General features: G+C 67.6%; 20 protein-coding genes, 1 tRNA gene, 1 rRNA gene and 4 pseudogenes. 17 read left to right on the plus strand and 9 right to left on the minus strand.

Annotated elements, in window-relative coordinates; all coding sequences use genetic code 11:
• Nucleotides 1–40: 40 nt before the first annotated feature.
• The 3 genes from rrf to moaA all read left to right on the plus strand — a co-directional run bounded on the left by rrf (nucleotide 41) and on the right by moaA (nucleotide 1,317).
• A 5S ribosomal RNA gene (rrf, locus tag A0O31_RS04900) occupies nucleotides 41–157 on the plus strand.
• Nucleotides 158–168: 11 nt separating this feature from the next.
• Nucleotides 169–244, plus strand: a tRNA-Gly gene (locus A0O31_RS04905).
• A gap of 95 nt (nucleotides 245–339) precedes the next feature.
• On the plus strand, nucleotides 340–1,317 hold the full coding sequence (gene moaA / locus A0O31_RS04910) for a GTP 3',8-cyclase MoaA (RefSeq protein WP_071676912.1): 978 nt from the start codon (nucleotides 340–342) through the stop codon (nucleotides 1,315–1,317).
• Here moaA and A0O31_RS04915 read toward each other — a convergent pair.
• Nucleotides 1,295–2,124 (minus strand): annotated as a pseudogene (locus A0O31_RS04915) (DMT family transporter). The gene moaA and the pseudogene A0O31_RS04915 sit on opposite strands and share 23 nt — an antisense overlap.
• Nucleotides 2,125–2,141: 17 nt before the next feature.
• On the opposite strand from A0O31_RS04915, the pseudogene A0O31_RS04920 reads away from it, so the two are divergent.
• From A0O31_RS04920 to dusA, 5 genes and pseudogenes are all read left to right on the plus strand, one after another.
• Nucleotides 2,142–3,133, plus strand: a pseudogene (locus A0O31_RS04920) (polyprenyl synthetase family protein).
• 7 nt (nucleotides 3,134–3,140) lie between these two features.
• Nucleotides 3,141–3,332, plus strand: a complete 192-nt coding sequence (locus tag A0O31_RS04925) for a hypothetical protein (RefSeq protein ID WP_071676913.1) — start codon at nucleotides 3,141–3,143, stop codon at nucleotides 3,330–3,332.
• Nucleotides 3,320–3,901, plus strand: coding sequence for a hypothetical protein (locus A0O31_RS04930; protein ID WP_071676914.1), 582 nt, complete (start codon nucleotides 3,320–3,322; stop codon nucleotides 3,899–3,901). The genes A0O31_RS04925 and A0O31_RS04930 overlap by 13 nt, the downstream gene beginning before the upstream one ends.
• 1 nt (nucleotide 3,902) lies before the next feature.
• Nucleotides 3,903–4,924, plus strand: a pseudogene (gene ispH / locus A0O31_RS04935) (4-hydroxy-3-methylbut-2-enyl diphosphate reductase).
• A complete protein-coding gene (dusA, locus tag A0O31_RS04940; RefSeq protein WP_071676915.1) occupies nucleotides 4,917–5,936 on the plus strand; it encodes a tRNA dihydrouridine(20/20a) synthase DusA in 1,020 nt (339 codons plus the stop codon). Before ispH ends, dusA begins: the two are co-directional and overlap by 8 nt.
• On the opposite strand, the gene A0O31_RS04945 is transcribed toward dusA, so the two are convergent.
• The 6 genes from A0O31_RS04945 to glgC are packed head-to-tail and all read right to left on the minus strand — an operon-like array spanning nucleotide 5,841 to nucleotide 10,792.
• Nucleotides 5,841–6,467: a tetratricopeptide repeat protein gene (locus A0O31_RS04945; RefSeq protein WP_071676916.1), complete on the minus strand. Its 627-nt coding sequence runs from the start codon at nucleotides 6,465–6,467 to the stop codon at nucleotides 5,841–5,843. The genes dusA and A0O31_RS04945 overlap by 96 nt on opposite strands.
• A gap of 9 nt (nucleotides 6,468–6,476) precedes the next feature.
• The gene (locus A0O31_RS04950; protein ID WP_071677922.1) at nucleotides 6,477–7,790 is read right to left on the minus strand and encodes a glycogen synthase; all 1,314 of its coding nucleotides are present in this window, start codon (nucleotides 7,788–7,790) and stop codon (nucleotides 6,477–6,479) included.
• On the minus strand, nucleotides 7,787–8,158 hold the full coding sequence (locus tag A0O31_RS04955; protein WP_071676917.1) for a gamma-glutamylcyclotransferase family protein: 372 nt from the start codon (nucleotides 8,156–8,158) through the stop codon (nucleotides 7,787–7,789). The genes A0O31_RS04950 and A0O31_RS04955 overlap by 4 nt, the downstream gene beginning before the upstream one ends.
• Entirely contained in the window at nucleotides 8,158–8,832 is a 675-nt protein-coding gene (locus A0O31_RS04960; protein WP_071676918.1) for a response regulator transcription factor, read from the minus strand. The genes A0O31_RS04955 and A0O31_RS04960 overlap by 1 nt, the downstream gene beginning before the upstream one ends.
• 26 nt (nucleotides 8,833–8,858) lie before the next feature.
• Nucleotides 8,859–9,545, minus strand: coding sequence for a SagB/ThcOx family dehydrogenase (locus A0O31_RS04965; RefSeq protein ID WP_071676919.1), 687 nt, complete (start codon nucleotides 9,543–9,545; stop codon nucleotides 8,859–8,861).
• A gap of 2 nt (nucleotides 9,546–9,547) precedes the next feature.
• Nucleotides 9,548–10,792 carry a glucose-1-phosphate adenylyltransferase gene (gene glgC, locus A0O31_RS04970; RefSeq protein WP_071676920.1) on the minus strand — a complete coding sequence of 415 codons (1,245 nt, stop codon included), beginning with the start codon at nucleotides 10,790–10,792 and terminating at the stop codon, nucleotides 9,548–9,550.
• A 68-nt stretch (nucleotides 10,793–10,860) separates the two neighbouring features.
• Here glgC and A0O31_RS04975 point away from each other — a divergent pair, with 68 nt between their 5' ends.
• Nucleotides 10,861–12,951, plus strand: a complete 2,091-nt coding sequence (locus tag A0O31_RS04975; protein WP_071676921.1) for an AAA family ATPase — start codon at nucleotides 10,861–10,863, stop codon at nucleotides 12,949–12,951.
• On the opposite strand, the gene A0O31_RS04980 is transcribed toward A0O31_RS04975, so the two are convergent.
• On the minus strand, nucleotides 12,948–15,251 hold the full coding sequence (locus A0O31_RS04980; protein ID WP_071676922.1) for a penicillin acylase family protein: 2,304 nt from the start codon (nucleotides 15,249–15,251) through the stop codon (nucleotides 12,948–12,950). The two genes, A0O31_RS04975 and A0O31_RS04980, sit on opposite strands and share 4 nt — an antisense overlap.
• Before the next feature lie 57 nt (nucleotides 15,252–15,308).
• Here A0O31_RS04980 and A0O31_RS04985 point away from each other — a divergent pair, with 57 nt between their 5' ends.
• From A0O31_RS04985 to A0O31_RS05010, 6 genes are all read left to right on the plus strand, one after another.
• Entirely contained in the window at nucleotides 15,309–16,439 is a 1,131-nt protein-coding gene (locus tag A0O31_RS04985; protein ID WP_071676923.1) for a M24 family metallopeptidase, read from the plus strand.
• A gap of 26 nt (nucleotides 16,440–16,465) precedes the next feature.
• Nucleotides 16,466–17,398, plus strand: a complete 933-nt coding sequence (locus A0O31_RS04990) for a ribose-phosphate diphosphokinase (RefSeq protein WP_071676924.1) — start codon at nucleotides 16,466–16,468, stop codon at nucleotides 17,396–17,398.
• 4 nt (nucleotides 17,399–17,402) lie between these two features.
• The gene (locus tag A0O31_RS04995) at nucleotides 17,403–18,116 is read left to right on the plus strand and encodes an alpha/beta hydrolase (protein WP_071676925.1); all 714 of its coding nucleotides are present in this window, start codon (nucleotides 17,403–17,405) and stop codon (nucleotides 18,114–18,116) included.
• On the plus strand, nucleotides 18,106–18,669 hold the full coding sequence (locus A0O31_RS05000) for a DUF72 domain-containing protein (RefSeq protein ID WP_071676926.1): 564 nt from the start codon (nucleotides 18,106–18,108) through the stop codon (nucleotides 18,667–18,669). Before A0O31_RS04995 ends, A0O31_RS05000 begins: the two co-directional genes overlap by 11 nt.
• Nucleotides 18,666–20,558, plus strand: coding sequence for a biosynthetic arginine decarboxylase (speA, locus tag A0O31_RS05005; protein WP_071676927.1), 1,893 nt, complete (start codon nucleotides 18,666–18,668; stop codon nucleotides 20,556–20,558). The genes A0O31_RS05000 and speA overlap by 4 nt, the downstream gene beginning before the upstream one ends.
• Before the next feature lie 79 nt (nucleotides 20,559–20,637).
• Nucleotides 20,638–21,678, plus strand: a complete 1,041-nt coding sequence (locus A0O31_RS05010) for a GGDEF domain-containing protein (RefSeq protein WP_071677923.1) — start codon at nucleotides 20,638–20,640, stop codon at nucleotides 21,676–21,678.
• A gap of 40 nt (nucleotides 21,679–21,718) precedes the next feature.
• On the opposite strand, the gene metK is transcribed toward A0O31_RS05010, so the two are convergent.
• Nucleotides 21,719–22,897: a methionine adenosyltransferase gene (gene metK / locus A0O31_RS05015; protein ID WP_071677924.1), complete on the minus strand. Its 1,179-nt coding sequence runs from the start codon at nucleotides 22,895–22,897 to the stop codon at nucleotides 21,719–21,721.
• An 88-nt stretch (nucleotides 22,898–22,985) separates the two neighbouring features.
• On the opposite strand from metK, the gene murI reads away from it, so the two are divergent.
• Together murI and A0O31_RS05025 are read left to right on the plus strand one after the other, a co-directional pair.
• Entirely contained in the window at nucleotides 22,986–23,759 is a 774-nt protein-coding gene (murI, locus tag A0O31_RS05020) for a glutamate racemase (protein ID WP_071676928.1), read from the plus strand.
• An 8-nt stretch (nucleotides 23,760–23,767) separates the two neighbouring features.
• Nucleotides 23,768–24,411: pseudogene (locus A0O31_RS05025) on the plus strand (LOG family protein).
• Nucleotides 24,412–24,413: the final 2 nt, after the last annotated feature.

The following is a 24,413-nucleotide window of genomic DNA, read 5'->3' on the forward strand; positions in this document are numbered from 1 at the left end:
AGGCGGGCGCAGGGATTTTGAAAAGCAAAACACGAGAATCCCCCGTGCCCATAGCGGCGTGGAACCACCCGTTCCCATTCCGAACACGGAAGTGAAACGCGCCAGCGCCGATGGTACTGGGACCGCAGGGTCCTGGGAGAGTAGGTCGGTGCGGGGGATTTTCCCTTTGCGGGAGTAGCTCAGTCGGTAGAGCACGACCTTGCCAAGGTCGGGGTCGCGGGTTCAAGTCCCGTCTCCCGCTCCAACCCTAACCCCCGGGTCATCTAGCCCGGGGGTTTGTCTTTTTAGGCACCTTGTGGGCTTGGGGTTGGGGTAGTATAGTCCCCCAAAGGGGGCAGAATGAAGCTACTGGATAACTACGGCCGCCTTCTCAAGGACCTGCGCATCTCCGTCACCCCCCGGTGCAACCTGCACTGCCTGTACTGCCACCCTCTAGGCCTCGAGGCCCAAGAACCCCCCGGCCTCCTCACCGTGGAGGAGGTGGACCACTTCCTGGAGGCGGCCTCCCTTCTTGGGCTTTCCGCCGTGCGCTTTACCGGGGGCGAACCCTTGGTGCGCAAGGAGCTTCCCGAGATGATCGCCCGGGCCCGGGCCAAGGAGGGCATTGAAGATGTGGCCATCACCACCAACGGCCTCCTCTTCCCCAAACGGGCCAAGGAACTGGTGGCGGCGGGGCTCAACCGGGTAAACATCTCCCTGGACGCCATCACCCCTGAGGTCTTCGCCCGCATCACCCGGGGGGGCAAGGTGGAGCGCGTCCTGGAGGCCATAGAAACCGCCCTGGAACTGGGCCTTCACCCGGTAAAGCTCAACGCCGTGGTCATCCGCGGGATGAACGAGGAGGAGGTGGTGCCCCTCGCCGCCCTTTCCCTGGAACGCCCCTTGCACGTGCGCTTCATTGAGTACATGCACCTGGACAACTCCGACCCCGAGGAGTACCGCCGCCGCTTCGTGAGCGGGCAGGAAACCCGCTCCCGCATTGAAGCCGTCTACGGGGCCTTGGAACCCGTGCCCCACGACCCCTCCTCCCCCGCCCGGGTCTACAGGATCCCCGGGGCCCAGGGCACCCTAGGCTTCATCAACCCCGTGACCGAGCCCTTCTGCTCGCACTGCTCCCGGCTCCGCCTCACCTCGGACAAGAAGCTTAGGCCCTGCCTCCTCACCGACCTGGAGATGGATATCTCCTGGGCCTTCGCCGCGGAAAACCCGGTGGAGGCCCTTATAGACGCCATCCTCATCGCCACCAACCGCAAGCCCGCCTTCGGCAACACCCTCCCCACCCTGCGCAAGCGGGTCATGCTGGGGATCGGCGGATAGCCAAGAAGGTGGCGAGGATGACCGAAAAAGCCCCCACGAAGCCCGTGGGGCCCAAGCGCTCCCCCAGGAGCAAAAAGGCGAAAAGGGTGGCCCAGACGGGCTCTAGGGTGTAAAGGATGGCCGCCTGGGGTGCCGGAACCCGGCGTTGCCCCCAGGTTTGCAACCAGGTGGTGAGGGCGGTGGCCACCACCCCGAGGTAAAGCACCGCCCCCCAGGGTACCCCTTCCAGGCGCACCCCTTCCCCCAAGGCCCACGGGAAGGCCAAAAGGGCGGTGCCCAGGACCTGGACAGCGGTGAGGGGCAAGGAGGGGTAAGCCTTGGCGTGGACCTCGAGGCGCACGATGTAAAGGGCATAGGTCAAGGCGGTGAGGAGCGTCCAGAGGTCCCCCACGTTCAGGGGGGGTTGCCTGGGGTCGTAGGAGAGAAGCCCCACGCCCAGGAAGGCCAAGAGGGCCGCCAGCCACACGGGGCCCACCCGGCGTCCCGCCAGGCCCAGGAGGAGGGGCACCAGGACCACGTTCAAGGCGGTGATGAAGGCGCTGCGGCTTGCCGAGGTGTAGAGGAGGCCCACCGCCTGGGAGGCATAGCCCAGGAGGAGCCAGAAGGAAAGCTCCAGCCCCGGCCCCCAGACCCCCGGGGCAGGCGCAGGGCCAGGGGCAGGAAGAAGAGGCTAGCCAGGAGGAAGCGAAGGAAGACCAGGAGGCTTGGGGGCATCTCCGCCACCGCCCCCTTCACCACCACGAAGGTGGTGCCCCAGAGGAGGGTGAGGAGGTTGAGGGCCAAAAGGCCCAGGGCGTAGCCGCGCATGGCCTAAAGTGTATAGCATGACGCCCGCACCCCAGGAAGTTCGCCAGGCCCTTCAGGAGCGCCTTCTCGCTCACCTGGCCCACCCCGACCCCCTGTACCAGGCCCTCCTCCAGGACTACCCCCGGCGGGGGGGAAGATGCTCCGGGGCCTGCTCACCGTCTACGCCGGGCTGGCCCACGGGGCCTCCTGGGAGGCCGCCCTGGCCGCGGGGACTGCCCTGGAGCTTTTCCAAAACTGGGTGCTCATCCACGACGATATTGAAGATGCCTCCGAGGAGCGCCGGGGAAGGCCCACCCTGCACCGCCTCCACCCCATGCCCCTGGCCCTGAACGCGGGGGACGCCCTGCACGGGGAGATGTGGGGGCTCCTCCAGGAGGGCCTGGAGGCGGGGCTTTGGGGCCCGGGGGTGCTGGGGGAGTTCCACCAGGTGGTGCGCCGCACCGCCTACGGCCAGCACCTGGACCTCCTCTGGACCCTCTCCGGCCGGCTGGACCTCACCCCGGAGGACTACCACCGCATGGTGGCCCACAAGGCCGCCTACTACACCGCCGTGGCCCCCCTGCGCCTGGGGGCCCTTCTGGCCGGGCACACCCCTCCTCCCCTCTACGAGGCGGCCGGGCTCCAGCTGGGGGTGGCCTTCCAGATCATGGACGACGTGCTGAACCTGGAGGGGGACGAGGCCTACGGCAAGGAGCGGGCCGGGGACCTGTACGAGGGCAAGCGCACCCTGATCCTCATCCGCTTCCTGGAAAGGGCCACTCCTGAGGAAGGGGCGCGGGCGAGGGCCCTCCTCCGCCTGCCCCGGGAGGCAAAACCCGAGGCCGAGGTGCGCTGGCTTTGGGAAAGGCTCCTCGCCTCGGGGGCCGTGGCCTGGGCCAAGGCGGAGGCCCGGCGGCTTTGGCAGGAGGGGTACGACCGCCTCCGGCCCCACCTCGAGGCCCTACCCAACCCGGAGGCGCGGGGGAGGCTTGAGGACATCCTAAGCGCCCTGGTGGAGCGCAGGGCATAATGGGGCCATGCAGGGGGTGCGCTTTAAGGTAATAACGGGGAACGACCAGGATATTTTCCAGGAGAGGCTCAACCGCTTTGTGGAGGAGTTGCCGGAAAACGTGGTCCTGGTGGACGTGAAGTTCTCCGTGGCCGAGGGACCCTCTCCCCTCTTCGCCGCCCTGGTGCAGTACAAGGAAGTGGAGGCGTGGAAGGAGTAGAGGAGTTCCGCTTCTTCCTAGCCCTCCACGGCGAGGCGAGCCGGGAGAGGGTGCGGGCCCTTTTTCCCGTCCTGGTGCCCCTCCTTCGGGCCCTGGGGGAGGAGCTTGCGGTCCAGGGGGAAACCTTCCGCCTGGCGCGCCCCTTGCGCCTCTCCTGGTTCGCCCCCCTCTTTCGGGAGCGCTACCCCTCCCTTCCCGAGGGGGAGAGGGCCTTGGCCCTGGAAAGACTGGTGGAAGCGGCCTTCGCCTCGGCGGAGGCGGGTGAGCCCTTGGTGGACGGGGAAGGCCTCCTCCGGGTAGCCCGGGCTTTCCAAGAGGGGAGCCAGGCCCTCCTCAAAGGGGAGGCCAGGGCCGCCCTCCACCGCTATGGGGAAGGCCTGGGCCTCCTGGAAAAGGCGGGCCTTCCCTTCCCCGGAAGCGCCCTGGCCCTTCTAGCCCTGGCCCAGGAGGCCTTCCGCCCCGGGGGCAAGGGCAGGGAAACCGCCAAGAAGGCCCTCGCCCGGGCGCAAACCCCCTTTGCCAAGGAGATGGCGGCCCAGCTCCTAAAGGCGGAAGGCCCCAGCGCCTAGAATGGGGGGCATGGACGGGGGGCTTGAGCGCCTCTACCTGGCCCGACCTCGAGGCTTCTGCGCCGGGGTGGTGATGGCCATAGAGGCGGTGGAGCGCTGGGCGGAGGCCCTAAAAGACCAAGGGGAACTGGTGGTCTACCACGAGATCGTCCACAACCGGGTGGTGGTGGAGCGCCTTAGGGCCAAGGGGGTCCACTTCGTGGAGGACCTGGAGGAACTGGAGGGCCTAAGGCGGGAAAGGCGGCTTGCGGGCACCCTGGTCTTCTCCGCCCACGGCCACCCCCCCGCCGTGCGCAAGAAGGCCGCCGAGATGGGCTTCCACATCCTGGACGCCACCTGCCCCCTGGTCACCAAGGTGCACACCGAAGCCCGCCGCTACGCCCAGGAGGGGTACTGGATCCTCCTCGTGGGCGACTCCGCCGACCACCAGGAGATCAAGGGCACCTACGGGGAGGCCCCGGACCGGACCATCCTGGTGGCGGTGCACACCCACGTGGGCAAGGACCCCCGCCTGGCCGACCCCCGCACGGTGACGGTGCCCGACCCCGAAAGGGTGGTGGTCCTCACCCAGACCACCCTAAGCGTGGACGATACCCTAGCCACCATCGCCATCCTCAAGCGCCGCTTCCCCAAGCTGGTGGTGCCCGCCCGCAAAGACCTCTGCTACGCCACCCAGAACCGCCAGGAGGCGGTGAAGCGCATCGCCCCCAAGGTGGAGGCCTTCTTGGTCCTGACAAGCCCCCATTCCTCCAACGGGATGCGGCTTTTGGAACTGGCCCAGGAGCTCACGGGCCGGGCGTACCGTCTGGAACGGCCCGAGGAGCTGCAAGAGGCCTGGCTCCAAGGGGTGAAAAACCTGGGCCTCACCTCCGCCGCCAGCACCCCCGAGGACCTGGTGCAGGGGGTGGTGGCCCGCCTCAAGGCGGCAAACCCGGGGCTTGTGGTGGTGGAGGAAGGGGAATGGGAACACATCAGCTTCCGCGAGCCCAAACCCATCCCCCGGAGGAGGTCCTGGGTGCTTGACCTGAGGCTTTCCGTGGCCCCCATGGTGGACCGCACGGACCGCCACTTCCGCTATCTGGTGCGCCAAGTGAGCCTTGGGGTAAGGCTCTACACCGAAATGACCGTGGCCGAGGGGGTGCTTTGGGGCAAGCGGGAAAGGCTTTTGGCCTTCCGGCCCGAGGAGCACCCCGTGGCCCTGCAGCTTGCGGGAAGCGACCCCAAGCGCCTGGCGGAAGCGGCCCGCATCGGCGAGGCCTTCAGCTACGACGAGGTCAACCTCAACCTGGGTTGCCCCTCGGAAAAGGCCCAGCAGGCCGGCTACGGGGCCTGCCTCCTCCGGGAGCCCTTAAGGGTGGCGGAGTTGGTGCAGGCCATGGCCGAGGCGGTGCGGGTACCGGTCACGGTGAAGCTTCGGCTGGGCCTGGACGGGCAGGAAACCTACCCTGGCCTCGCCCGCCTGGTGGAAGGCCTAGCGGAAGCGGGGGCCAAGGCCTTCATCGTCCACGCCCGCAGCGCCCTCCTCTCCCTCTCCACCCGGGCCAACCGGGCCATCCCCCCCTTGCGCCACGAGTGGGTCCACCGCCTAAAAGAAGACTTCCCCCACCTCCCTTTCGTCCTCAACGGGGGCCTGCGCACCCTGGAGGAGGCCCTGGCCCACCTGGACAAGGTGGACGGGGCCATGCTGGGCCGGGCGGTCTACGAGGACCCCTTCGTGCTCCGGGAAGCGGACCGGAAGGTGTACGGCCTGGACCGCAGGCCAAGCCGCCTCCAGGTGGCATGGCGGATGCGGGCCTACCTGGAGGAGGAGCTCCACAAGGGCACGCCGCCTTGGGCCGTGCTCCGGCACATGCTAAGCCTCTTCCGGGGGACGCCCGGGGGAAAGCGTTGGCGGCGCCTCCTCTCCGAGGGGCGCTCCCTCCAGGCCCTGGACCAGGCCCTAAGGTTTATGGAGGAGAAGGTAGGCGAGGAGGGCGAGGAGGAAGACCCACACCCAAAGGGGCACCCGCTTCCGGCGCACCCGCTTGCCGGTTAGGGGGTCCAGGACGGGCGGGGGGGCCATCTTGAGCCGCGTGGCCCGCTTCATGTGGGCTACCATCCTGTCCAGGTCCCCCTTGCGCTTGTAAAGGGCCGCCAGGTTCTCGTGGAGAAGGGGGTCCTCCGGGGCGAGCCTCAGGGCCTTTTGGTAGAGGTCCAAGGCCGCCTCCAGCTCACCCCGCTCCAGGTAGAGCGTCCCCAGGTTGGTGAGGGCCCGGTGGTGCTCGGGGTCCAGGGCGAGGGCCTTTTGGAAATGGGCCTCCGCCTCCCCCCGCCTCCCCTCCCCCACCGCCCGCACGCCCAAAAGCACCTCCTTCTCCGCCAGGAAAAGGGGGTCTTCCAGGCGCTCCGGGGCCTCCTCCAGAAGGGCAAGCCCGGCGAGAAGCCTTTCCCTTAGCCCCTCGGGGAAGCCCTCGGCGTAGGCCCTGGCGGCGGCGTAGTCCTTGGCCCTGAGGAGGGCGAGGAAGCGCAAAAGGGCTTCCGCCTCGCTATCCCCCGCCAAGGCTTTGGCCTTAAGCTCCGTCACCACGCCCCCATCCTAGCCTAGGGCGCGGCGGTAGGCCTCGAGGTAAGCCCGGGCCGGCCCCTCCCAGGAAAAGTCCTTATCCATGCCCCTAAGGCCCAAGGACTCGGCCCCCAGGCGAAAGAGGCGCAAGACCCCGTAGAGGAGGCCCTCCGGGTGGTAGCTTTGGAAGAGGACGCCCGTTTTCCCGTCCTCCACGGTGTCCTTTAGCCCCCCCACCGCCCGGGCCACGGGGGGGGTGCCGTAGCGCTGGGCGACCATCTGCACCAGGCCGCAAGGCTCAAAGCGGCTCGGCACCAAGACCGCCTCCGCCCCAGCGTAGGCCAAACGGGCCAGGGCCTCATCGTAAGCGGGGACAAAGCGGACCCACCCCGGGTGCTTCGCCTCCGCCTCCCGGAAGCCCTGCGCCAGGACCTCCTCCCCCACCCCTTGGACGTACAGGCTAAAGCCCAACTCCCCAAGCCGGGGCAAGGCCTCCAGGACCAGGTCCAGGCCCTTTTGGGGGTCCAGGCGGCCGATGTAGGCGAGGATGGGGGGGCGAAGCCCCGTGGCCCTTCGGAAGGCCTCCCGGGCCAGGGCCTTGCCGGAAGGGTCTTCCCGGGAGTAGGGGGCGGGGAGGTGGGGGTCCTGGGCCGGGTCAAAGACCTCCGGGTCCAGGCCGTTCAGGATGCCCCGAAGCTTGGGGGCATGCCTACGCAAGACCCCGTCCAGGCCCATGCCGAACTCCGGGGTCTGGATCTCCTCGGCGTAGGAGGGGCTCACCGTGGTCACGAGGCGGGCGAAGACGATCCCCCCCTTCATCAGGTTCACCTTCCCGTAGTACTCCAGGGCCTCCATGTGGTATAGGCTCCAGGGGAGCCCCGTGAGGAAGAAGAAAAGCCCCGGGTCCAAGAGGCCCTGGTGGGCCAGGTTGTGGATGGTGTAGACCGTGGGGGCATAGAGGGCGAGGAGGGCCGCCGTCCAGTCGTGGGCGTGGACCAGGTCAAAGCCCCGGGCCACCTCCGCCGCCGCCCGGGCGAAGCGCAGGTAGCGCTCGGCGTCGTCGGGGTAGCCGTAGACCCGCTCCCGGTCAAACCCCTCCACCCCTAAAAGGAGGAAGCGCACCCCCCCTTCCACCCGCTCCCCTAACGGGGCCTGGACCTCTTTGCCGGCGAAGGGGAAGCGCACCTCCCCCACCCCTTGGGCGGCGAGGCCCCGGTGCCAGGGGAGGAGAAGGGTGGCCTCCACCCCCAGGGGCTTTAGGGCCTTGGGCAACGCCCCCACCACGTCGGCGAGCCCCCCCACCTTCACCAGGGGGTAGGCCTCGGGGGCCACGAGGAGGACCCTCATGGGGGCCACACCCCCTTGGGGAGGGGAAGGGCCTCCCCCAGGTCCCTCAGGTACAGGTAGGCCCAGGCCTCCATGGGGCCCTCCTCCGTGTGGACCAGGATGCGCTCTCTCCGGTACTCCTCCCCTTCCTCCTCGAGGGCATCCAGGAGGGGCAGGGCCTCCCCGGGAAGGAAAAGCACCTCCCCGTACACCCGCCCCTCCCCCCGGACCATGGCGGGGTAGGCGTAGGGCCTTTCCCCGCCCGCAGGGAGGTGGTAGAGGGCGAAGCCCTCGGCGTACCCGGGGACGACCCTTTGCACCCTTCCCGCCACCAGGGCGTGGTTCCTCTCCCCCCGCTTGAGGGTGCCGTAGACGAAGACCCGCTCCACTACTCCCCCAGGAAGCGGTACCCCACCCCCACCACCGTCTCTATGAAGCGGGGGGCGTGGGGGTCGTCCTTGAGCTTTTTGCGCAGAAGCCGCACGTAGGCGTCCACCACCCGCTCCGAGCCCTCAAACTCCCCGCCCCAGACCCTTTCCAGAAGCTCTTCCCGGGTGTACACCCGGCCCGGCATCTGGGCTAGGGCGAAAAGGAGGTTAAGCTCCGTGGGGGAAAGCTTGAGGGGCTCCCCCTCCAGGTAGGCCTTGCGGGCCTCCAGGTCCAGCTCCAAGGGCCCAAAGCGCCGCCTCCCCTCCTTCCCCGCCCGGCGCAGCAGGGCCTTGATGCGGGCGAGAAGCTCCTTAAGGGAAAAGGGCTTGCCCAAATAGTCGTCCGCCCCCTCCAAGAGCCCCTCCACCCGGCTATCCTCATCGGCGCGGCCCGTAAGGAGGAGGACGGGAAGAAGGGGGTCCAGGTCCCGCAGGGCCTTGAGGACCTCGAGGCCCTCCATGTCCGGCAGGCCCCGGTCCAGGACCACCAGGTCCGGTTTAGCCCCTTCAAAGGCCCTGGCCAAAGCCTCCTTGCCCGTGCGGGCCCAGTCCACCGCCAGCCCTTCCTTTTCCAAAAACCGCTTCACCAACTCCCCCACCTGGGGGTCGTCCTCCACCAAGAGAATGTGCACCATAACCCCTTCCCGAATACGCCTTTCCCTTACCGCCCAAGCAGAATAACCACCCCCGGGTACTCCCCCTCGGGCAAACCCAGAAGCCGGGCCACAGCCTCATCGTAAAAGGTTTCCGCCGGATATGCAGCAAGCCCCAGGCCCACGGCGGCCAGGAGGACCAGGCCTGCGGCGTAGCCGGCCTCCAAAAGGGCGTACCGGTAGCCCCGAAGGCCAAAGAGGGCCTCGCTCCTTTCCGGTACCAGGGTCAAGACCAAAAGGGCCGCCGCCCGTTCCGGGGAAAGGCCAAAAAGGGCCTCGGCCCAGGCCTGGGCCTCCGCCTTGGAGGAAAGCTGAAAAAGCTGGTGCTCCTTGGGAAAGTAGTGGTAGACCCCGGGGAAGACCCCTTCCACCTTGAGGGCCACCAGGTAGGCCTCCAAGGGGTAGGCCTCGCCAGCGGAAGGGACACCCCTAGCCCCCTCCCGCTCCGCCAAGGGGAGGAGGAGCTGGGAGAGGTCCTTTAGGGTGATGGCGGCCCCCACCTCGGGCAAGGCGGGCCTGAGGTGGGCCAGGGTGCGGAAGAGGGGCGGCCCCCCCTCGGGCCGCAAGGGGGGCAGGGCCTGGGTTTCCAGGGGGTTGGCGTAGACCTTGGCCTTGGGTTTGCGCTTTAGGGGAAGGGCATCCCCCGGGTAGAGGCGGGAGAGGCGGTAAAAGAGCTTGCCGGGGTGCTTTTCCATGGCTAGAAGCGGTACCCCTTGGGCACCACCACCACCCCTTCCGGGGTCACGGTGAACCCGCGGGCCCGGTCGGCCTCGAGGTCGTAGCCGATCTCCGTGTGGGGGGGGATCTTCACGTTCTTGTCAATGATGGCATTCCGGATGCGGCAGTACCGCCCCACCTCCACGTCGTCAAAGAGCACGGAGCGCTCCACCAGGCTGTAGGAGTTGACCCGCACCCGGCGGAACAGGACCGACTCCCGCACCGTCCCCCCGCTCACGATGACCCCACCGGCGAGGAGGCTATTGAGGGCCCGGCCCACCCGCTCCCCCGTTTCGTGGACGAACTTGGCCGGGGGGCTGAAGAGGTTGGCGGTCCTGAGGGGCCACTCGGGGTTGAAGAGGTCAAACTCGGGGATGACCTTGACCAGGTCCATGCTGGCCTCAAAGTAGGCGTCCAGGGTCCCCACGTCCCGCCAGTAGAGGTTGGGCCCCTCTTGGCCGGGGATGGGGTTCCGGTGGAAATCGTAGGCGTAGACCCGGTACCCCTCCTTGAGGGCGCGGGGGATGACGTCCTTGCCGAAGTCGTGGGAGCTGGCCTCGTCCCGGGCATCCGCCTCCAGAAGCTCAAAGAGGGCCTCGGTGCGGAAGATGTAGTTGCCCATGGAGGCCAGGGCCAGGTGGGGCTTCGTGGGCAGGGGCTTGGGCGTCTTGGGCTTTTCCTGGAACTCGGTGATGCGCCACTCCTCGTCCACCTGGAGGACGCCAAAGCGGCCCGCCTCCGCCACGGGCACGGGGTAGGCGGCGATGGTGATGTCCGCCCGCTTCTCGTAGTGGTACTCCACCATGTGGCGGACGTTCATCTTGAAGATATGGTCCCCGCCGAAGATGGCCACCGCCTGGGGGGCATGGTTCTGCACCAGGTGCAGGTTCTGGTAAATGGCGTCCGCCGTACCCCGGTACCACACGGGCCCAAGCTCCTCGTAGCGGTACATCTGGGCCGGGACGAGGAGGATGAAGTGGTCCTCCAGAAAGGCGCCAAAGCGCCAGTACCGCTGGATGTGCTCGGTGAGGGACTGGGCCTTGTACTGGGTGAGGACGTAGATGGCGTAGATGCCGGAATTTACAAAGTTATTAAGAACAAAGTCAATGATGCGGTATTTGGCCCCAAAGGGCACGGCGGGCTTGGCCCGCTTGGCGGTGAGGGGGTAGAGGCGGCTCCCCTGCCCCCCCGCCAGAATCATCCCCAAAACCTCCACCTTGACCATGCCGTCCCCCTTTGGGCCTAGTTTACCTTAGGCCCGAAGGGCCCAGTTCCCGGGTATAGTGGGGGCCGATGCGGGTTCTCCACCTCACCTGGTTCACCCCGCCCACGAAGCCCAGGCCCGCCCCTCCCTTCTTCGGCCAGGAGCGGGCCCTAAAGGCCCTGGAAAGCGCCTTCCACCAAGGGGGGCACGGCTATTTGGTGGGGCCAAGCGGCCTGGGTAAGCGCAAGCGCTTCCTCGCCTACCTGGAAGGCAAAGCTTTTCCCAAGGAAGAGCTCGTCTACCTCCCCCTGGGGGAGGAGGCCTTTCCCCTTCTCCTTCCGGAGGGGGAGGGGCGTGCCTTGGTGGAGGGCGTGGAGGCCCTCCTCGCCGAGTTCACCCCTAGCCTTTTCCGGGAAAAGGGCTTCCTCTACGCCAAAAGCCTGGTGGAAGCCCGCTACGAGAAGGAGGCGGAGGCCCTCCTCCAGGCCCTGGCGGAGGAGGCCAAGGAAAAGGGGTTCACCCTCGAGGCGGAAGAGGGCGGCTTTACCCTTTCCGGCCAAGGCCCCCTGCCCCCGGAGCTTTCCGCAAGGCTGGAAGAGACCATCCTGGCCTACGTGGACCTGCGGCAGAAGGCCCAGGCCCAGGTGGCCGCCCTCAGGCGGGGCTTCGCCGAGCGGTTCCTCCTGCCCAAGGCGGAGGAACTAAAGGGCCGCTTCCCCCAAGCGGGGCACTATTTGCATTGGCTTCTAGAAAATCTCCTGCGCGCCGCGGCTTTAGAGGAGGCGCTGGAGGCGGAAAAACTCCTTCCCCGCCTCCTGGTGGAAGGGGGGGTGCGGGTGGTCCACGAACCCAACCCCACCCCAGAACGGCTTTTCGGCCACCTGGAGTACGAGGTGCGGGAAGGCGCCCTCACCACCCACCTGGGCCTCCTGCGTCCCGGGGCCCTCCACCGGGCCACCGGGGGGGTTTTGGTCCTCGAGGCCCACCGGGTCCTGGAGCTCGGAAGCTACCCCCTCCTGAAAAGGGCCCTGGCCACGGGGGAGGTGGAGCCCCTCGCCCCCCGGCCCGAGGTGAGGGGCCCAAGGCTCAAACCCGCCCCCCTCAAGGCCCAGGTCTTCCTGGTGGGCCCCCCGGAGGTCATGGCCTTCCTGGAGGAGGACGAGGAGTTTCTGGAATTATTCCCCTTCCGGGTGGAGTTCGCCCCGGAGATCCCCTACACGGAGGAGAACGTGGCCTACCTGGGGGGGTTTTTGGAGGCGGAGGGGGTGGCCCTCACCCCCGAGGGGCTCGCCGCCCTGGCGGACGAGGCCAGGCGCATGGCAGGGCACCAGGGGCGGCTGGACGCCCGCCTCTTCCGCCTCCTGGACCTGGCCAAGGAGGCGGAGGCTTACCGCAAGCCCCTGGACCGGGAGGCGGTGCAAAGGGCGCTGCGGGCCCGGGAGGAGCGGTTTGGCCTAGAAGAGGAGCTCTACCTGCAAGACCTCAAGGAGGGCGTGGTGGCCCTGGAGGTGCAGGGGGAGCGGGTGGGGGAGGTAAACGGCCTCGTGGTGGTGGAAGGCCCTTGGCCCACGGGGCGCCCCGTGCGCATCACCGCCCAGGCCGGCCCCGGGCGGGAGGGCATCCTCTCCATTGACCGGGAGGTGGGCCTGGGCGGCCAGGTCTTCCACAAGGCGGTCCTCACCCTGGCCGGGTACCTCCGGGGCACCTACGCCCAGGTGGGGGCCCTTTCCGCCACGGTGAGCCTGGTCTTTGAGCAGAGCTACGGCGGGATTGAAGGGGATTCGGCGGGGCTCGCCGAGCTTTTGGCCGTGCTCTCCGCCCTCTCGGGCCTCCCCCTAAGGCAGGACCTGGCGGTGACCGGGGCCATTGACCAGACGGGCCGGGTCCTGGCGGTGGGACGGGTGGCGGAGAAGGTGGAGGGTTTCTTCCGCATCTGCCAGGCCCTGGGGCCTACGGGCACCCAAGGGGTGGTCCTCCCCAAGGCCAACCTCCCCCACCTCACCCTGCGGGAAGAGGTGGTGGGGGCTGTGGAGAAGGGCACGTTCCACCTCTACGCCGTGGAGGCGGTGGACGAGGCCATAGAGCTCCTCTTTGGCCGCAAGGCCTACTGGGTGCACGAGAAGGTGCGGGAAACCCTGGCCCACTTCCAGAGCCTGGAAAACGGGGAGGAAAAGGGCTAGCGGCCCGGCTCCAGAAGGAGGGTCCTCCCCTCCCCAGAGAAGGCCATGGGAAGGTAGTCCCCCCTCGCCCAAAGGGGAAGGAGGTCGGCGTAGTGGGGGGAGAGGAGGTGGCCCGACTGGCCCATGGGGTGGACGAAGAGGGAGCCTTCGGGGTTGGAAAGGTCCACGATCTGGCGGTAGCTCGGCCCGTGTCCCATGGTGAGGCTTTGGGGGTCAAAGGGGCCCACGTTCGCCGTGTACCGGTCCCCGCCAAAGGCCACCTGGCGGTCGGAGAGGCGTCGCAAGGGGGTGTGGGTGAGGACGGGGTGGCGGAAGGCCGCCCGGTGGACCTCCCCCCAGGCCTTGGCCTTAAGGGCCTCCTTCCGGTCCAAGGCCCTCTCCAGGGCAAGGGCGGCGTAGTCCAGGCAGGTTTCCGGGTACTCGGTCTCCGGCTGGTCGCAGTTCTTATCCCCCTCCTTAAGGGCCTTTAGGAGGTAGCGGGGCTCGTCCCAGTGGGCCTCTCCCACTTCCTTTTCCGGAAGGCGGGTGAGCTCGGTGTACCAGAGGGCGAAGACCAAGGCCTCCTCGGAGGAGGGGGCCATGGTGCCGTCCCAAGCGAGAAGCCTCTCCCGCCAGGCACGGGCCCTTTCGGAAAGGGGGTTAAGGAGGGAAAGGACCGGGCGAAAGTCCCGAAAGAGGAGGCTTTTTTGGTCCTGCTGGATGGCCTTCATGTCCTCCAGGGTGAGCTTCTCCTTGGCCCTTAGGAGTTCCAGGATGCGCTCTGCCCGGTAGGGCTCGGCCCAGTCGTAGGTGAGGGCGTAGGGGAAACCCTTGGGCGTCACCTTGTGGTTGGCGGTGACGAGGAGGCCCTCCTTGGGGTTCAGCACCATGGGCCACGTCTCGGGCGGGCGGTAGCCCTGCCAGTCCCACGCCCCGTTCCCGGGCACGGGGACCATGCCCGTGTGCCCCTCCCTGCGGATGGGGAACTTCCCCGGGGCGATGTAACCGATATTGCCGTCTATATCGGCGTAGACGAAGTTTTGGCTGGGGGCGGAGTAGAGCTTTAGCGCCTCCTGGAACTCCACCCAGTTCTTGGCCCGGTTAATGCCCAAATAGGCCATGAGGATGTGGTCCTCCGGGTCCAGGCTCACCCATCGGAGGGCCATGGGGGTTTTGGGAGGGTCTGCGAGGGCATCGGTGATCACGGGGCCATAGACGGTTTCCCGCACCTTAAGCCTTTCCTCCCTCCCCCCCTTGATGCGGATCACCTCCTCCCGCACCCGGTAGGGGAGGACCTGGCCCCTATAGCGGTAGCCCGTCCCCACCTCTTCCAGGAGGTACAGGTCCTGCACGTCCGCCCCCACGTTGGTCACCCCCCAGGCGATGCGCTCGTTGCGGCCGATGACGATGCCGGGGACCCCGGGCAAGGAGGCGCCCACGGCCCGGTAGCCCGGGGCCTCCAGGGCCATGAGGAACCAGAGGGAAGGGGCCTGGAGGCCCAGGTGGGGGTCGTCCGCCAGGAAGGGCTTCCCCGTGGCGGTGCGGCTCCCCGCCACCACCCAGTTGTTGCTGGCCTCGAGGAAGCGGGGCGGGGCCATGGGGAGAAGGGCGCTTGGGGCCTCCTCCCGCCTTAGGGGAAGCCTCAGGTCCTCGGCGCTAAGAACGGTGGGGGCGTCCTCGGGGTAAGGGGGAAGGAGCTCCAAAAGCCTTTCCGGGCTCACCCCCCGGGCGAGGAGGCGGTGGCGCAAAAGCTCCTCCTCCCAGTTCCCGGAAAGGTCAAAGCTCATCATCTTGGCCCAGACCAAAACGTCAGGCCCCCGCCAGGGCTCGGGGCGGAAGCCGAGGAGGGCGAACTCGGGGGGCAAGGGGGCCCCCGAGGCCAAGAAGGCGTTCACCCCGGCCACGTAGGCGTCCACCGCCTCCTTCTCCTCGGGGTAAAGCCTCTCGTAGGCGCTCTTCGCCGCCTGGTAGAACCCCCAGGTGCGGAGGAAGCGGTCCTGGGCCAGGGTAGCCTCCCCCAGGACCTCGCTCAAGCGCCCCTGGCCCACCCGCCTTTGGAACTCCATCTGCCAAAGCCGCTCCTGGGCATGGACGAAGCCTTGGGCGAAGAGGAGGTCCCATAGGCTACCCGCCCTTATCCGCACCACCCCGTGCCGGTCCCGCACCACCTCCACCGGGGCAGTAAGACCCTTAAGGGCGATGCGCCCCTCCGTCTGGGGCAGGGAGGCGCGGAGGTAGACGAACCCGGCGACCCCCGCCAGGACGAGGAGGCCCGCCGCACCCGCCAACAGCAAGGCCAAAAGCCTTAGAAGGCGTTTCATAGATGGCCGGAGCATACCACACTTCCCAAATCCCTCCCAAGGGGTGAGGATAGGGGCATGGAGCTTGCCCGCATCCAGGAAGCCCTACGGGAGGAGCGGCTAGACGGCTGGCTCCTCTACACCTTTGGCCGGAGCAACCCGGTGGCCCTCGAGGTCCTGGGCCTAAGCGGCCTCCACCTCACCCGCCGCCTGGCCTACCTCATCCCCCGGGAGGGGGAGCCCACCCTCCTCTGCCACGCCATTGAGGAAAGCCTTCTCCCCCCACTGCCCGGCAGGCGGCGCACCTACCACACCTGGGAAGGCTTCCTAACGGGCCTAAGGGAAGCCCTGGAGGGGGCCCGGCGGGTGGCCTTAGAGTACGTGCCGGGCGGGGCCATCCCCTACCTTTCCCGGGTGGACGGGGGTACCTTGGACCTCCTAAGGGGCCTGGGCCTCGAGGCCGCCTCCTCCTGGCCCCTCCTCCTCCTCTTCCAGACCTGGGGGGAAGAGAAGCTCCAAAGCCACCGCCGGGCGGCCTCGGGGCTCGTGGTGGCCAAGGAGCTCGCCCTAAGCTTCCTCCGGGAACACCCGGAGGCCACGGAAAAGGCGGTGCAAGGGGTCCTGGTCCGTGTCCTGGAGGAAAGGGGGCTCGTCTTTGACCACCCCCCCATGGTGGCCTTCGGGGAAAACGCCGCCAACCCCCACCACGCCCCCACGGAAAGGCCCCTGAGGGAAGGGGACGTGGTCCTCCTGGACCTCTGGGCCAAGGAGGCGGGCGGGGTTTACGCCGACATCACCTGGATGGCGGAGTATAGGGCAAAGGAGGCGGCCCACAAGGCCTTCCACCAGGTGGTGGCGGCCCGGGAGGCCGCCCTTCGCTTCGTGGCGGAGGCGTACCAAAAGGGGCGCTACCCCAAGGGCTTTGAGGTGGACCGGGTGGCCCACCAGGTCCTCCTGGAAGGGGGGTACGGGGGCTACATCCGCCACCGCACCGGGCACAACCTGGGGGAGGAGGTGCACGGGTCTGGCCCCCACCTGGACGACCTGGAAACCCACGATTTCCGCCCCTTGGTGCCGGGGCTTGCCTTCACCGTGGAGCCCGGGCTTTACCTGGAAACCTTCGGCGTGCGCACGGAGGTGAACGTCTACCTCCACCCCACGGGCCCCGAGGTGACCACGCCCAAACAGGCGGCGCTTACCCCGCTTTAGGGGGGCATGGTATCTTGGGGAACGGCATGGACCGCCCCCTTTTGATCTTTTCCGGCCAGTCCAACCGCCCCTTAGCCCAGGCCATCGCCGAGGCCCTGGGCCTTCCCCTGGGCAAGAGCACCACCCTTCGCTTCGCCAACGATAACCTCTTCGTGCGTTACGAGGAAAGCCTCCGGGAAGGCGACGTCTTCATCGTCCAGTCCCTGACCCCGCCGGTGCAGGACCACCTGATGGAGCTCCTCATGATGATTGACGCCGCCAAGGGGGCCAGCGCCGCCCGGGTCACCGCCGTCATCCCCTACTTCTCCTACGCCCGGAGCGATAAGAAGGACGCCCCCCGCATCTCCATCGCCGCCCGGCTCATCGCCGACCTCCTGCAGACGGCGGGGGCCGACCGGGTCCTCACCATGACCCTCCACTCCCCCCAGGTACACGGTTTCTTCAAGGTGCCCGTGGACCACCTCTCCGCCGAGCCCGTCATCGCCAACCACTTCGCCACCCAGGTGGACCTGGAAAACGCCGTGGTGGTGGCCCCAGACGCCGGGGACATCAAGCGGGCAAGCTCCCTCGCCCGCAGGCTGGGCCTGCCCCTGGCCTTCATTGACAAGGAGCGGGTTTCCGACACCCAGGTGCGGGTACGGATGCTGGTGGGGGAGGTGGCGGGGAAGACCGCCCTCATCGTGGACGACGAGATCTCCACCGCCGGGAGCCTGGTGGAGGCGGTGGAGGCCCTCCTCCAAGCGGGGGCCAGGGAGGTCTACGCCGCCGCCACCCACGGGGTCTACGTGGGCCCCGCCCTGGAGCGCATCGCCAAGAGCCCGGTGAAGGAGGTGGCGGCCACGGACACCTGCCCGCCCAAGGAAGGCCCCAAGCTCAAGACCCTCACCGTGGCCCCCCTCTTCGCCGAGGCCATCTGGCGCATCCACCGGGGGGAGTCGGTGTCCAGCCTCTTCACCTAGCCCTATGCGGGAAGAAACCCTCACCCTGGCCGGCCTTCCCGTCCTGGCCCACCTCCCCGAGGCGCCCAAGGCCCTCCTCCTTGCCCTTCACGGCCTGCAGGGGTCCAAAGAGCACATCCTTTCCCTCCTTCCCGGCTACGCCGAGCGGGGGTTTTTGCTCCTCGCCTTTGACGCCCCCAGGCACGGGGAAAGGGGAAGCCCCCCTTCCGCCAAAAGCCCCCGCTACGTGGAGGAGGTCTACCAGGTGGCCTTGGGCTATAAGGAGGAGGCCTGGGCCGTGGCGGAGGAGGCCAGGAGGCGGTATGGCCTGCCCCTTTTCCTGGCTGGGGGAAGCCTGGGGGCCTTCGTGCTCCACCTCCTCCTTTCGGAAGGCTTCCGGCCCCGGGCGGCCCTGGCCTTTATCGGCTCCGGGTTTCCCATGAAGCTCCCCCAGGGGCAGGAGATCCAGGACCCCAAGGTGGAAGCCCTCTACCAAACCCCCCCCGCCCTCAAGGGGGAGGCCTACGGGAACGTTCCCCTTTTGCACCTCCACGGCACCAAGGACCTCATCGTCCCCCTGGCCCGCATGGAGAAGACCTTGGAGGCGCTTAGGCCCCACTACGGGGAAGGCCGCCTGGCCCGGTACGTGGAGGAGGGCACGGGCCACACCATCACCCCCTTCATGGCCCGGGTGGGCCTGGGCTTTCTGGAAGCCTGGCAGGAGGAAGGTGCTCCTTAAAGGGCTCAAGGGCTACAGGGGGTATCCTGGGGGGTTCAAGGCCTACCGCCAGGCCTTCCCCACGGTGGAGCTTTCCTGGTGGCACCGGGTGGGGGACCCCAAGGCGATAGGCCGCCTCCGGGCCCTGGCCCCTCCGAGCTTCCGCTTCAGCGTCTTCGGCCACAAGCACCTCACCTTCCGCCCCTCGGGGGAGGAAAGGCGGGTCTTGCGCCGCTTCCTCAGGCGTTTCCGCCTCTTCGGGAACCAAAGGGGGGCGGTGCGGCTTTGGGTGCCGGAGGAGGTGACCCCCGAGGCGTTTCGGGAGTGGCTGGACCTCCTGGAGGAGGTGGAGGAGGAGGTTGGGCCCATGCCCCTCGCCTTCCAGGCGGCGGAACCCTTACGCCCCCTCCTTCGGGCAAGGGGGCGGGTGGTGGTGAACGAGCCCGGGGGAGCCTTCCTCTACCTGGTGGACCCGGAAGGTCCCTTGCCCGAAGGGGAGGGTTACCTTTACGTGAGCCCTTCACAACCCGGGCCTTCCGTCCTACACTCAAGGGCGGAGGTTGACCCGGATTGAAGACGGCCAGGCGCTTTTCCCCCAAAGAAGCCGAGGAGATCTACCTGGTGCCCTACTGGGGGGCGGGGTTTTTCCGCGTGGGCCGGGACGGGGAGCTGGAGGTAACCCCCTTGGGCCCCGAGGGCCCCGCCGCCTCGCTTTTGGAGATCGTGGAGGCGCTAAGGGACGAGGGGAGGCCCTTGCCCTTGGTGCTCCGCTTTCCTCAGATCCTCGAGGCCCGCGTCCGCGAGCTCAACGAGGCCTTCCGCCGGGCCATGGAGAAGTACGGCTACACCGGGGGCTACCGGGGGGTTTACCCGGTGAAGGTGAACCAGCGCCGCCTGGTGCTGGAAACGGTGGCCAAGGCGGGAAGGCCCTACCACTACGGCCTCGAGGCGGGGAGCAAAGCGGAGCTCGCCCTCATCCTGGCCCAGGACCTCTCCCGGGAAGCCCTCATCACCACCAACGGCTTTAAGGACGATGACTTCATCCGCCTGGCCCTCATGGGGCGGAAGCTGGGGCGGAACGTGGTCATCACCCTGGAAAAGTTCGCCGAACTCCCCCGGGTGGTGCGGCTTTCCAAGGAGCTCGGGGTCAAGCCCCAGATCGGCATCCGCTACAAGCTAAAGGCCAAGGGGGCGGGGCAGTGGGAGGCCTCCGGGGGAGAGAACGCCAAGTTCGGCCTCACCACCCCGGAGATCATCCGGGCGGTGGAGATCCTGAAGGAGGAAGGCCTCCTGGACGCCCTGGTCATGGTCCACGCCCACATCGGGAGCCAAGTGACGGACATCCGCCGCATCAAGATGGCGGTGCGGGAGGCAGCCCAGACCTACGTGCAGCTCAGGAAGCTCGGGGCGCCCCTCGCCTACCTAAACCTGGGCGGGGGCCTGGCCGTGGACTACGATGGCTCCAAGACCAATTTTTACGCCTCCGCCAACTACACCCTCCCCGAGTACGCCGAGGACCTGGTCTACGTGACCAAGGAGGTGGTGGAGGCCCAGGGCGAGCCCCACCCCACCCTGGTCACGGAATCGGGGCGGGCGGTCACCGCCTACCACCAGGTCCTCGTCCTGGAAGTGATTGACGTCATCACCCCTCCAGGGGAAAAGCGCCCCGAGCCCCCGCCCGAGGAGGCCCACCCCTTGGTCAAGGAGCTTTGGGAGAGCCTGCAAAGCCTGAGCGCCAAAAACTTCCGCGAGGTCTACCACGACGCCTTCGCCGACAAGGAAACCCTGCAAACCCTCTACGATCTGGGCCTCGTTTCCCTGAGGGACCGGGCCTTGGCGGAGGAGATCTTCTACCACGTCGCCCGGCGGGTGTACAGCATCGTGCGGGAGCTACCCTACGCCCCCGATGAGTTTGAGGACCTGGAAAAGCTCCTCGCCGACAAGCTCGTGTGCAACTTCTCCATCTTCCAAAGCCTCCCCGACGCCTGGGCCATCCACCAGCTCTTCCCCATCGTGCCCCTTTCCCGCCTCCACGAGCTCCCCACCCGCCAGGCCACCCTGGTGGACATCTCCTGCGACTCCGACGGCAAGATAGACCGCTTCATTGACCTCCACGACGTGCGGCAAAGCCTCCCCGTCCACCCCATCCGCCCCGGGGAGCCCTACTACCTGGGGGTTTTCCTGGTGGGGGCTTACCAGGACGTTCTGGGAAGCAACCACAACCTCTTCGGCCAGGTGGGCGAAGCCCACGTGGTGGTGGACGAGGAAGGCTTCGCCATTGAGCGCTTTATCCCCGGGGAGACAGCGGAAAAGGTCATTGAGAAGATGGGGTTTTCCTCCCGGGAACTTTTCCAGGGAGTGGAGCGCCTGGTGCGGCAAAGCCGCCTCTCCCCGGCGGAGAAGGGGGCCTTCTTGGAACGGTACATGCGGGAACTCCAGGGGTACACCTACCTGGAGGACTAGGACGTTAAGACCCTGTTAAGGAGGGTCCTGGCAGGATGGGGGCATGGGCCTGCCCAGGGAGCGGTATATTGGGGTTAGCTTGCAACCCACCCTCGAGCTTTTGGACCCCTTAAACCCCCTCCGGAGGAGGATGGCCCTCGGGCTTCTGCCCCTAGGGGCCATCCTCGCCCTGGTGGCCCTTTTTACCTCCCAAAGGGTAGGGCTGGACCCCGTGGACCGGGTCTTCCTGCCCGTTTTGGCCCTGGGCTTCGCCCTCCTCGCCGCTTCCCTTTGGTTCTTTCCCCGCTCCGCCTCCTGGGTCCTGCCCAGCGCCCACGCCCTCATCGCCCTGTACCTCCTCGCCACCCTGGCCTACCAGCTCCTCTTCCGCCCGAACCCCATGGGCCTCTCCCCCGCCGCCTTCTGGGTGCCCTTCGTCTACTTCAGCAGCTTCCTCTTCTTCCAAACCCGGCAGGCGGTGCGCCTGGCCCTTCTCTACCTCCTCACCCTCCTCCTCCTATCCCTCCTAGGGGCTTTCCGCGGCCACCTCCAACCGGAACACCTGAACGCCCTGGCCCAGTTCTTCGGGGCCAACCTGGCCTACGTGGGCCTCCTCTACATGCTGGTCCGGATCAAGGAGGGCTACCTCGAGGCCCAGCTGGACGCCTACACCGACTTCCTCACGGGCTTGCGCAACCGCCGCTACCTGGAGTTAATCCTGGAAAGGGAGCTTTTCCGGGTACAGCGCTACGGCCGCCCCCTCGCCCTCATCACCCTGGACCTGGACGGGTTCAAGGCGGTGAACGACACCTTCGGCCACGAGACCGGGGACCGGGTGCTACGGGCCTTGGCGGAGTGCTTGGAAGGGCACATCCGCCAAAGCGACCGGGCGGTGCGCTTAGGGGGCGAGGAGTTCGCCGTCCTCCTCCCGGAAACCGAACTCCCCCAGGCCCTGGCACTGGCGGAAAGGCTCCGCCAAAGCATAGCGGACCTCAAGGTTCCCCCGGTTCCTAGCCTTTCCGCCAGCTTCGGCGTGGCCCAGGCCGCCCCTACGGACTCCCCTCTCTCCCTCCTCAAGCGGGCGGACGAGGCCCTCTACCGGGCCAAGCGGAAGGGGAAGAACCGGGTGGAAATCGGCTAAGCCCCCCGGGCAGGGTCCCGGGGGGCCCGCAAGGGAAAGCCTAAAGGCCCGCCTCGCGCCGCAAAGCCTCTACCCGGTCCGTTTCCTCCCAGGGGAAGCCAGCGCGGCCGAAGTGGCCGTAGGCGCTCGTGGGGGTGTAGATGGGCCGAAGGAGGTCCAGCTCTTCAATGATGGCCAAGGGCCTCGGGTCAAAGACCTTCTTGGTGATCTCCGTGAGCTTCTCGTCGGGCAAGATGCCGGTGCCAAAGGTTTCCACTCGCAGGGAAACGGGCCTGGCCTTGCCGATGGCGTAGGCGAGCTCCACCAAGGCCCTGCGGGCAAGCCCCGCCGCCACGAGGTTCTTGGCCATGTAGCGGGCGTAGTAGCTGGCGGAGCGGTCCACCTTGGTGGGGTCCTTGCCGCTAAAGGCCCCGCCCCCGTGGGGCACCGCCCCCCCGTAGGTGTCCACGATGATCTTGCGCCCGGTGAGGCCCGTGTCCGCATGGGGACCCCCCAGGATGAAACGGCCCGAGGGGTTGATGAGGTACTCCGTCTCCCCCTCCTTCAGGTACTCGGGAGGAATCGCCTGGCGCACCACCTCGCGGATCAGGTCTTCCCTAAGCTGCTCCTGCTCCACCTCAGGGGAGTGCTGGGCGGAAACCACCACGGTCTTCACGTAAAGGGGCTTGTCCCCCTCGTAGACCACGGTGACCTGGGCCTTGCCGTCGGGGCGCAGGTAGGGGAGGAGCCCGGTTTTGCGCACCTCCGCAAGCCGCATGGTGAGGCGGTGGGCCAGGGTGATGGGGAGGGGCATGAGCTCGGGGGTCTCGTCGGTGGCGTACCCGAACATGAGCCCTTGGTCCCCCGCCCCGGTGCGGTCCAAGGGGTCGGTGGACTTCAGCACCCGCCACTCGTAGGAGAGGTTGACCCCCCCGGCGATGTCCGGGGACTGCTCGTCAATGGCGGTGAGCACGGCGCAGGTGTCCGCGTCAAAGCCGTACTTGGCCCGGGTGTACCCCACCTCGCGCACCGTCTTGCGCACCAGGTTGGGGATGTCCACATAGCCTTCCGTGGTGATCTCCCCCGCCACGAAAACGAGCCCGGTGGTGACCAACGTCTCCGCCGCCACCCGGGCCTTCTTGTCCTGGGCGATGAGGGCGTCCAGGATGGCGTCGGAGATCCGGTCCGCCAGCTTATCCGGGTGCCCTTCCGTGACCGACTCGGACGTGACCAGCCGCAACTTGCGCACCTCCTTTGTACCCGCCCCCTCCGGGGCAACCCTGATAGTATAGCACCCCCCCTTTCCCGTCCAGGTATGATGGCGGGCCGTGAAGGACCCCAAGGCCCCCATCGGCGTCTTTGACTCGGGGGTGGGCGGGCTTACCGTGCTCAAGGCCCTGCGGCACGCCCTTCCCCGGGAGGATTTCCTGTACTTCGGCGACACCGCCCGCGTGCCCTACGGGGGCAAACCCCTGCCCATGGTGCGCCGCTTCGCCTGGGAGATTGCGGGCTTCCTCCTCCGGCAAGGGGTGAAGGCCCTGGTGGTGGCCTGCAACACGGCGAGTTCCGCCGCCCTTCCCGACCTGGCCGAGGACCTTTCCGTCCCTGTCTTCGGGGTGCTGGAGCCGGCGGCGGAGGTGGCCCGGGGCTACCGCAAGGTGGGCCTCATCGGCACCCAGGCCACGGTGGAAAGCGGGGCCTACGGGCGGTACGTGCCCCTCGCCTGGGCCAAGGCCTGCCCCCTCTTCGTCCCCTTGGTGGAGGAGGGGCTTTGGGACGACCCCGTGGCCCTCCTGGTGGCCCGGCACTACCTGGAGGAAGCCCCCAAGGACCTCGAGGCCCTGATCCTGGGCTGCACCCACTACCCCTTCCTCAAGGGCACCCTGGAGAAGGTCCTCCCAGGGGTAAAGCTCATTGACTCCGCGGAGGCCACGGCCAGGAAGGTGGCGGAAGCCTTGAGGCAGGCGGGGCTTCTAAACCCGGAAGGCCAGGGAAAGGTGGTCCACTACGTCACCGGGGACCCGGAAAGCTACAAGGCCTTGGCGGAGCGGCTTGGGGAAAGGGTGGAAACCCTCTACCGGGTAAGCCTGGAAGAGCTTTAGCATAAAGCATGCCCAAGAAGCCCCTTATAGACCAGCTCCACCACGAGGATGCCTGGCGGCTTTTCCGCATCCTGGCGGAGTTTGTGGAGGGATTTGAAACGCTTTCGGAGATTGAGGTGCCCCTGGTCTCCGTCTTCGGCTCCGCCCGCTTTGGCGAGGGCCACCCCGCCTACGCCCTGGGGTACCGCCTGGGGAAGGCCCTGGCCGAGGCGGGCTACGGGGTGGTCACGGGAGGCGGGCCCGGGGTGATGGAGGCGGTGAACCGGGGGGCCTACGAGGCGGGCGGGGTGAGCGTGGGGCTTAACATAGAGCTTCCCCACGAGCAAAAGCCTAACCCCTACCAGACCCACGCCCTTTCCTTGCGCTACTTCTTCGTGCGCAAGGTGCTTTTCGTGCGTTACGCCCATGCCTTCGTCTTCCTGCCCGGGGGTTTGGCACCTTGGACGAGCTTTCCGAGGTCTTGGTCCTCATCCAGACGGAAAAGGTCCACCCTTTCCCCGTCTTCGCCCTGGACCGGGCCCACTGGCAGGGTCTACTTTCCTGGATGGCCTTCTTGAAGGAGCAGGGGGCCATAGACCCCAAGGACTATAGCCTCCTCACCCTCTTGGACACCCCCGAGGAGGTGGTGGCGGCCCTAAAGGGAGTATCCTGAAA

Source organism: Thermus brockianus, assembly GCF_001880325.1.
GTDB lineage: Bacteria > Deinococcota > Deinococci > Deinococcales > Thermaceae > Thermus > Thermus brockianus.

What these genes read in the sequence shown, in the direction of transcription:
- moaA (WP_071676912.1), top strand. Translation starts at nt 340, where the DNA reads ATGAAGCTACTGGATAACTACGGCCGCCTTCTCAAGGACCTGCGCATC.
- A0O31_RS04925 (WP_071676913.1), top strand. Translation starts at nt 3,141, where the DNA reads ATGCAGGGGGTGCGCTTTAAGGTAATAACGGGGAACGACCAGGATATT.
- A0O31_RS04950 (WP_071677922.1), bottom strand. Translation starts at nt 7,790, where the DNA reads ATGAGGGTCCTCCTCGTGGCCCCCGAGGCCTACCCCCTGGTGAAGGTG.
- A0O31_RS04960 (WP_071676918.1), bottom strand. Translation starts at nt 8,832, where the DNA reads ATGGTGCACATTCTCTTGGTGGAGGACGACCCCCAGGTGGGGGAGTTG.
- A0O31_RS04965 (WP_071676919.1), bottom strand. Translation starts at nt 9,545, where the DNA reads ATGGAAAAGCACCCCGGCAAGCTCTTTTACCGCCTCTCCCGCCTCTAC.
- glgC (WP_071676920.1), bottom strand. Translation starts at nt 10,792, where the DNA reads ATGGTCAAGGTGGAGGTTTTGGGGATGATTCTGGCGGGGGGGCAGGGG.
- A0O31_RS04975 (WP_071676921.1), top strand. Translation starts at nt 10,861, where the DNA reads ATGCGGGTTCTCCACCTCACCTGGTTCACCCCGCCCACGAAGCCCAGG.
- A0O31_RS04980 (WP_071676922.1), bottom strand. Translation starts at nt 15,251, where the DNA reads ATGAAACGCCTTCTAAGGCTTTTGGCCTTGCTGTTGGCGGGTGCGGCG.
- A0O31_RS04985 (WP_071676923.1), top strand. Translation starts at nt 15,309, where the DNA reads ATGGAGCTTGCCCGCATCCAGGAAGCCCTACGGGAGGAGCGGCTAGAC.
- A0O31_RS04990 (WP_071676924.1), top strand. Translation starts at nt 16,466, where the DNA reads ATGGACCGCCCCCTTTTGATCTTTTCCGGCCAGTCCAACCGCCCCTTA.
- A0O31_RS04995 (WP_071676925.1), top strand. Translation starts at nt 17,403, where the DNA reads ATGCGGGAAGAAACCCTCACCCTGGCCGGCCTTCCCGTCCTGGCCCAC.